Source organism: Massilia aquatica (assembly GCF_011682045.1).
GTDB lineage: Bacteria > Pseudomonadota > Gammaproteobacteria > Burkholderiales > Burkholderiaceae_D > Telluria_A > Telluria_A aquatica.
Genome location: NZ_VVIW01000037.1, coordinates 39783 through 48109 on the forward strand (window position 1 = coordinate 39783; position 8327 = coordinate 48109).

General features: G+C 63.9%; 6 protein-coding genes. 2 read left to right on the top strand and 4 right to left on the bottom strand.

Annotation, left to right across the window (positions count from 1 at the left end; all coding sequences use genetic code 11):
- Positions 1-51: 51 nt before the first annotated feature.
- From F1609_RS31930 to F1609_RS31945, 4 genes are all read right to left on the bottom strand, one after another.
- A complete protein-coding gene (locus F1609_RS31930) occupies positions 52-2748 on the bottom strand; it encodes a TonB-dependent receptor plug domain-containing protein (RefSeq protein WP_167081623.1) in 2697 nt (898 codons plus the stop codon).
- A 181-nt stretch (positions 2749-2929) separates the two neighbouring features.
- Positions 2930-3358, bottom strand: a complete 429-nt coding sequence (locus tag F1609_RS31935) for an OsmC family protein (protein WP_187362516.1) — start codon at positions 3356-3358, stop codon at positions 2930-2932.
- Positions 3359-3467: 109 nt separating this feature from the next.
- Positions 3468-4781, bottom strand: a complete 1314-nt coding sequence (locus F1609_RS31940; protein WP_167081625.1) for a PQQ-dependent sugar dehydrogenase — start codon at positions 4779-4781, stop codon at positions 3468-3470.
- Positions 4778-5098 carry a hypothetical protein gene (locus F1609_RS31945; RefSeq protein ID WP_187363184.1) on the bottom strand — a complete coding sequence of 107 codons (321 nt, stop codon included), beginning with the start codon at positions 5096-5098 and terminating at the stop codon, positions 4778-4780. Before F1609_RS31945 ends, F1609_RS31940 begins: the two co-directional genes overlap by 4 nt.
- Positions 5099-5498: 400 nt before the next feature.
- On the opposite strand from F1609_RS31945, the gene F1609_RS31950 reads away from it, so the two are divergent.
- Both F1609_RS31950 and recN read left to right on the top strand, forming a co-directional pair.
- On the top strand, positions 5499-6401 hold the full coding sequence (locus F1609_RS31950; RefSeq protein WP_167081627.1) for an NAD kinase: 903 nt from the start codon (positions 5499-5501) through the stop codon (positions 6399-6401).
- 52 nt (positions 6402-6453) lie between these two features.
- Positions 6454-8118, top strand: coding sequence for a DNA repair protein RecN (gene recN, locus F1609_RS31955; RefSeq protein ID WP_167081628.1), 1665 nt, complete (start codon positions 6454-6456; stop codon positions 8116-8118).
- Positions 8119-8327 lie beyond the last annotated feature (209 nt).

Here is an 8327-nt window from a genome sequence, read left to right on the forward strand (position 1 = left end):
GCTCCACCGATTCTCTGCCGGCCGCGTACGCACGCGGCCGGCCTTCTTTGCTCAAGAACCGAAGTGGTAATTGAACTCCAGCCAGATCTGGCGTCCGACCGGGCTGTAGCTGCCGGTCGGGTAGTTCGGCCAGCCGCCCGTGCTGTCGCGCTTGATGCGGTTGTTGACGTTGTTGATCGCCACCGAGACTGTCGCACGCGGCGTCACCTTGTACACGCTCGACAAATTCACCAGCGTAGTGGGCGACAGGAATGCGGTCTGCGCTGAATTCGGCACCTTGCCGTAGCGCTGCGCAAACACGGTGTTCGACCAGTCGCCCACATTCCAGTTCAGGCTCACGTTGAGCTTGTCGCGCCAGTCCTGGTTGGTGAATTTGTCCAGTTCGTCGACCAGCACATCGCCGGCAAACTGGCGCGAATTCTTGCTCAATGACTTGGAATAATTGCCCTTGAGCGTAAATTTGCCCCAGCTTTGCGTGCGCACCGCGTAGCGCGCGCTCAGGTCGATCCCGTCGGCATCCTGGTAGGCGGCGTTGATCGGATTGACCCGGATTTCGCGGATCTCATCGGGCTTGTTGAGCGCCGTCGGCGCATTGCGCGTGATGCGGCTGATGGCGTCGAAGCAGGTCGGTGAAGTCAAGTCCTTCGCGATGCGGCATTCGGACTCCTTGCGCAGCAGGTTGTCGGCGTCCAGGTTGGTGACCAGGTCGTCGATCTTGATGTTCCAGTAATCGACCGTGACGTCGAAGTCCGCGCTCGGCGACCAGACCGCGCCCAGCCCGTACGATTTACCTTTTTCCGAGCGCAAGTCCTTGCTGCCGGTCTGGACGTAATTGCTGCCTGGCGACACATCGGCGAACTCGCAGTCGTCGATGCTTTTTCCGGCCTGGGCGCAGCGGTAGTGATCGGTGGTCGAGGAATAATAGCCGGTGCCGCGTGCCTTGAAGATGTAGTTCATGTCGGGCGCGCGGAAGCTGGTGGCGTAATTGCCGCGCACCAGCAGCGCCTTGGCCGGACGCCATTCCGCGCCGGCGTTGTAGGTCAGCTTGCCTTCGTTGCGGCCGGCGTAGTTGTAGCGGTCGTAGCGGCCGGCCAGGGTCGAGCTCAGGTCCTTGAGCAGCGGCACGTTCGCTTCCACGCCCAGCGCATAGCGCCGGCGCGAGCCTTCGGTAATATCGCTGTTGGGCAGGTTGAACAGGCCCTGGTTGATGCGCGCATCGGGCTTGTTGGCGAAGCGCTGGTGGCCTGCCTCGGCGATCGTTGCCAGCTTGACCGGGCCGGCCGGCAGATCAAACAGTTCGCCGTTGGCGCTCAAGCTCAGGGTCTGGCTGCGCGAGCTGTCGTCGCTGTTGGTCTGCCCGGTGATGCTGTTGAATTCCTCGGGCGTGAGGCGGCGCGTCAGGCGCGCCTGGTCGGGCGCGTAGATGGCGATGCCCTCGGCGTCCACCCCGAGTTTCGGTCCCAGGAAGAAACTGTCGATATTCGCGAGCGGGCGCTGCACATGGTTTTCGCTTGTGTAGAACGAACCGCTGTAGCCGGCTTCGTAGCGCCAGCTGGTACCGGGAATGTCGCCCTTGGCGCCCAGGCTGACCGAGCTGGCCTGGTCGTCCCAGGTGCGGTTGTAGCGCTTGACGCCGCCCATTTCCTCGGGCGAAATGTACTTGGTCCAGGCTTCGTACACGCCGCTGTTCTTGTTGAAGAAGTAGCTGTCGCCGAGCGAGGACGCGGTCCAGTTCGGGCCGCGCGTGTTGTTGGCGGTCTTGTTCTGGCCGAACAGGAATTCGGCGAACAGTTCGGTGCTCGGCGAGAGCGCATAGTTGGCGCTGCCGAACAGATTGGTGCTGAGGTTCTTGGTCTGGGTAGTCCAGAAGGTCGGGCTGACCTTGTTGCTGGCGCAGTAAGTGCCTTTTTTGACGCTGTGCTTGAACTGGCTGCCGCCGAACAGGTCGCCGAGCGCGCCGCAGGTATCGCCCAGGTCATAGTAATTGCCGGTGTTGACGTTCTTGCGCGACAGGGTATTGGTGGGCGTGCCCTGGCGTACGGCCATGAAGTCGCGCTGGTTGCTCCACAGCGGATCGCGGTCGAGCACTTCCAGGGTGAACAGCGTGTTGAGCTTGTCGAAGCTGCGCCCGCCGGTCACTTGCAGGCGCCGGTCGCCGCCGCCGCCGCGCGAGGTGGTGCCGGCTTTCAGGTTGACGTCGACGCCGTCGGCCTGCTTTTTGAGGATGATGTTGACCACGCCGGCAATGGCGTCCGAGCCGTACACGGCGGACGCGCCGCCGCTCAGGATTTCCACCCGTTCGACAATGCTCGACGGAATATTGGCCAGGTTGGTAAAGTTGACCGCGCCTTCATACGCGGTCGGGAAGTCGGCCAGGCGGCGGCCGTTGAGCAAGATTAATGTGTGATTCGGACCGAGCCCGCGCAGGCTGATGGTGTTGGCGGACGGCGTGTGGGTGTTGCCGAAATCGGCGCCGGTGGTAAAGCCGCTGTTCTGCGCCTGGTTGTTGAGGGCGTCGAACAGGTTCTTGTAACCCTGCTTGGTGATTTCTTCGCCGGTAATGACGACCACGGCCGACGGGCCTTCGAGGCTGGCGCGCGGAATGCGCGAGCCGGTCACCACTACCGACGGTGGCGTGCCTTGTGCGCCGGCGCCGGCGATTTGCGCCAGTGCCAGCTGTGCCGGGCCGCAGAGCAAGGTGATCGCCGCTGCCGCCAGGGGTGTCAATGTGAAATTTATGATTTTCATTGGCGTGCTTTATGGTAGTCAAAAATCAATGATACCAAGGGGAAATCACGCCGCGAACGATTCTTTTTGCGTTTGTATATACGAAAATGCACAACGATGGTGCGTGGAGTGAGGCGGCTGCGCGATGCAGCACCGTCATTCCCGCCGGAGCTCCTGGCGCGGGAAATGACGGGCAATACGCTTACTCTTCCAGGCGCGCGTCCAGGGTAATGGTCGCGTTGAGCAGCTTTGATACCGGGCAATTGTTTTTCGCGCGCAGCACCGCCGCTTCGAAGGCTTCCTGGTTGGCGCCGGGAATGGTTGCCACCAGGTTCAGGTGCACGGCCGAAATCGTGAAGCCATCGTCGGTCTTGTCCAGGGTGACCGTCGCGGTGGTCGCCAGTTTTTGCGCCGTCATGCCCGCTTCGCCCAGCTGGCCCGACAAGGCCATGGTGAAGCAGCCCGCATGCGCGGCACCGATCAGCTCTTCCGGGTTGGTGCCGGGACCATTTTCAAAACGGGTGTTGAAGCCGTACTGAGTATTGTCGAGCGCGCCGCTTTGGGTCGAGATGTTGCCTTTGCCATCTTTGATGCCGCCACTCCAGACAGCGCTTCCTGAACGTTTGATCATGGTGTTTCTCCTTAGAACTTTTGTGAATTCAATAAAACCATCATGCGCCGCGAATGCGGGTTTATCTGTTCGCCAGCGCACCAAGCTTGTATGGAATGCTGCGCCGCAGCTATTTGCCGGTCGGCGTGATGCGCCAGACCGTGTTGCCGACATCGTCGGCCACCAGGATGCCGCCGCCCTGGTCCACCGCCACGCCCACCGGGCGCCCGAAAGCGCGGCCGTCGGCGCTTAAAAAGCCGGTCAGCACATCCTGCGGCGGACCGTTCGGCTTGCCGTCGGTGAAGGGTACGTAGATCAGCTTGTAGCCGGAGAAGGGCTTGCGGTTCCACGAGCCGTGCTGGCCGATCAGCGCGCCGTTCTTGAATGCCGGCATCAGGTCGGCGTTGTAGAACGCCAGCCCGAGCGAGGCCGTGTGCGCGCCCAGCGCGTAATCGGGCGTGAGCGCCCTGGCCACCAGGTCGTGCCGCGCCGGTTCGACCCGTGCATCGACATGCTGGCCGTAGTAACTGTATGGCCAGCCGTAGAAGGCGCCATCTTTTACCGAGGTCATGTAGTCGGGCACGAGGTCGTTGCCGAGTTCGTCGCGTTCATTGACGCTGGTCCACAGCGCACCGCTTTGTGGCTGGAAACCCATGCCGACCGGATTGCGCAGACCGCTCGCGAACACGCGCGACTTGCCGTCGGCCGGGTTGAATTCCCAGATCGCGGCGCGGCCTTCTTCCTTGTCGAGCCCGTTTTCGCCGACGTTGCTGTTCGAACCGACCGAAATATACAGGCGCGTGCCATCGGGACTGGCCACGACATTCTTGGTCCAGTGATGATTGATCCCGGCCGGCAAGTCCATCACCTTCACGCCACGGGCGCCGATTTTGGTCTGCCCTTCCTGGTAGGGAAAGCGCAGCAGCGCGTCGGCGTTGGCCACGTACAGGTCGTTGCCCACCAGCGCCATGCCGAAGGGCGAGAACAGGCCGTCCAGGAATACCGAGCGGCTGGCCGCCTCGCCATTCGGGCCGGTGCCGCGCAGCAGGGTGATGCGGTTGGCGGACGGCACCGCCGCGCCGGCCTTTTTCATCTCGTGCTTCATCACCATGTTGCGCAGGCTGAAGCCTTCGTCGGGCTTGGGTGGTTTATTCGTTTCGGCCACCAGCACGTCGCCATTGGGCAGCACGTACAGCCAGCGCGGATGCTCGAGGCCGCTGGCGTAGGGCGCCACCGCCAAGCCCTGGGCCACGGCCGGTCTGGCGCCCTTGGGCCAGGGATCGGCCGGAGCGATGTTCATGGTCGGCAGCATCGAGCGCGAGGGCGCCGGCAGGGCCGGATTCGGGCCGAAGCCCGGCGGCATGGCTTGGGCCCGGACGTTCGCTACCACACCCAGTGCGGCGCCGGCCAGGCTCAGGGCCAAACACAGGCGCGTACGCCTCATACTGCGTCCTTGCCCTCGTCCTTGCCCTTGGTCTGGTCGGACGGCTCGTGATGGCGCATGCCGCTGCCGGCGTCGGCCTTGGGGCGGGCCTGGCCGGAGCCGCTGGTGGGGACCGCTTCCTCGACGCCGCGCATGCCGTGCATGTCGGTATCGACCAGGCCCTGGGCCAGGTCGTCGGCCGCCTGCTTCATGACGCCGCGCGGTTCCTTGTCGTGGCCGTCGGGCGATTCGTCGCGCTCGTGCGGCAGGCGTTTGACATCGTCGTCGTGGATCTTGGCGTCGGTGTTGATTTTGCGGTCTCGTGTTTCGGTAACCATGGTGCTGCTCCCTGTGGGTGAACTCATTGTGCAAATGGTATCGCTTCGCAGGGGAACGGGCCGTTCAATTGACATCGTTGGAGCAGCAAGCTTCCTCCGTCTCCCCCGCGCCAAGGCGGTCCTCGGCAGGGGCCTATAGCATCTATGAGCACAGGTGCTATGGACCCCCGCCTGCGCGGGGGAGACGCGGGTGGGCTGAGGTGAGCGGTCGATGGATGCTGCGTCGGCAGGCGGCAATAACGCGCTCATCTCATCACGCGCGACTTGCCCGCGCGCCCAGTCGCACTTATACTGCGCCACTGTGAATGCATACAGTAGTGCCGCCGACGGCCGCCGTATAGCGGAAGCAGGCATTATGGGGTAATCTCCTGCGTGTCGCCCCTCAACCGCCGAGAAGTCTATGCCCGCTACGCCTCAATCGCAAAAAACCATCGCGCTCGTCGTGCGGCCGAACACGGTCGGCATCGGCGAGCCGGTCGGCCGCCTGCTTGCCTTCCTGCAAGGCGCCGGCTACCGCGTGGTGCTGGAAAGCGAAACCGCGGCCCATCTCGGCCTGCCCGGGATCGAGGCGATGAGCGTGGGCGGCATCGGCGCGGCCGCCTGCGCCGTCATCGTCATGGGTGGCGACGGCACCATGCTCGGCATCGCGCGCCAGCTCGCGCCCTTCGATGTGCCGCTGATCGGCATCAACCAGGGGCGCCTGGGCTTCATGACCGATATTCCCATCGAGCGCATGATCCCCATCGTGGGCGATATCCTCGGCGGCAAGGCGCGCGCCGAAAAACGCACCCTGCTGGAGGGGCGCGTGATGCGCGGCGGCGCCATGATCGCCTGCGGGCTGGCGGTCAACGATGTGGTGGTGGCGCGCGGCGCCGGCGCCGGCATGATCGAGCTGAAAGTGACGGTCGATGGCAATTTCATGTACAACCAGCGCTCCGACGGCCTGATCATCTCCACCCCGACCGGATCGAGCGCGTACGCCTTGTCGGCCGGCGGGCCGCTGCTGCACCCGAGCCTGGGCGGCATCGTGCTGGTGCCGATTGCGCCGCACGCGCTGTCGAACCGGCCGATCGTGGTGCCCGACAGCAGCGAGATCGTGGTCGAGATCGTCGGCGGGCGCGACACCAGCGTCAACTTCGACATGCAGACTTTCGCCAGCCTCGCGCATGGCGACCAGATCGTCATCTCGCGCTCGCCGAACCAGATTACCTTCCTGCATCCGGAAGGCTGGAGCTATTACGACACCCTGCGCGAAAAATTGCACTGGAACGAATATCCGTCGGGCGAGGGCAAGCTGCGCTAAGGCGCTGTCCCGCACGCCATTCACCATTCGAATACTGGACTGACACACCTTCATGCTGCGTACCCTTACCATCCGTGATTTCGTCATTGTCGATACCATCGAACTTGAATTTTCCAGCGGTTTTTCCGTCTTTACCGGCGAAACCGGGGCCGGCAAGTCGATCCTGATCGATGCGCTGCAACTGGCGCTGGGCGGGCGCGGCGACGCCAGCGTGGTGCGCGAGGGCGCGGCCAAGGCCGACATCACGGCCGATTTTTCGGTCAGCGCCGCCGCCAAGGCATGGCTGGAACAGAATGAATTCGCCGTCGACGAGGGCGGGGCGCTGCTGCGCCGCGTGATCGACAACGCCGGCCGCTCCAAGGCGTTTATCAACGGCATCGCCGCCACCGCCGCCCAGTTGCGCGACCTGGGCGACATGCTGGTCGATATCCACGGCCAGCACGCGCACCAGTCGCTGCTCAAAAGCGACGCCCAGCGCGCGCTGCTCGATAACCAGGCCGCCTTCAAGGATGCCGGGGCCGGTGATGACGCCCGGACTGTGGCCGCCACCCACAAGGCCTGGCGCGCCCTGGCCCGCCAGCGCGAGGAATTCGAAACCAACGCCAAGAATGTGCTGATCGAGCGCGAACGGCTCGAATGGCAAGTGGCCGAGCTGCAAAAGCTGGCGGTGAAACCCGGCGAATGGAGCGAAATCACCAACGAGCACAGCCGCCTGTCGCATGCCGCCAGCCTGCTCGAAGGGGCGCAGGAAGCGCTGGCCGCGATTTCCGAGTCGGACCATCCGATCCTGTCGCAACTGTCCTCGCTCAACCAGAAGCTGGGCAAGCTGGTGGCGGTCGATGCGCAAATGCAGACCGTGCTCGACTGCATGGAACCGGCCCGCATCCAGTTGCAGGAAGCGGTGTACGCACTGAATAACTACCTCGACAAGGTCGACCTCGATCCCGAGCGCCTGCGCACGGTGGACGCGCGCATGGAAGCGATTCATACGACGGCGCGCAAGTTCCGCGTTACGCCGGACGAATTGCCGGAAGAATTCGCCAGCCTGTCGGAGCGCCTCAAGCAACTGGCCGACGCCACCGACCTGGACGGCCTGCGCCTGCAGGAAGAGAAAATCAGGGAAAGCTATATGGCGGCGGCCACGCGCCTGTCGGCCACGCGCGCCACGGCGGCCAGGCTGCTGGGCACGCAGGTGACGGCGGCCATGCAGGAGCTGAACATGACCGGCGGCTGTTTCGTGGTCGGTTTGAATGCCTGCGAGCCGACCAGCAACGGGATCGAGCAGGTGGAGTTTTTGGTGGCCGGCCACGCCGGCGTGGCGCCGCGTCCGCTGGCCAAGGTGGCCTCGGGCGGTGAGCTGGCACGGATTGCGCTGGCCATTTCGGTGATTACCTCGAACGCCACGACCACGCCGACCCTGATTTTCGACGAGGTCGACAGCGGGATCGGCGGGGCCGTGGCGGAAGTGGTGGGGCGTTTGCTCAAGCGGTTGGGGCAGGAGCGCCAGGTGCTGTGCGTGACGCACTTGCCGCAGGTGGCCAGCCAGGCCAACCAGCATTTCCAGGTGGCCAAGGGGACCACGGGGGAGGGCAAGACCGTCTCGCATATCGACGTGCTGGACAACAAGGCGCGGGTGGAAGAAGTGGCGCGCATGTTGGGTGGGGTGGAGATTACCGCGACCACGCGCAAGCATGCGCGCGAGTTGCTGGCGTTATAGGGGCGAATATACGCGTTATTGCCGTCTGCAAACTGCGACTGCTTATTGTTGACCACCGGCCGCTTAGCCGTCGTTCCCGCGCAGGCGCTACTGTGTACCCACATTTCTGCAACCTTCGTCGTTGGCGTATGTCGAAGCGATAATGTCAGATTGTGGAGGCGGCGATGGAGGCGACAATGTTGGTAGCCGATGCTCCTTGCATCGGGGAG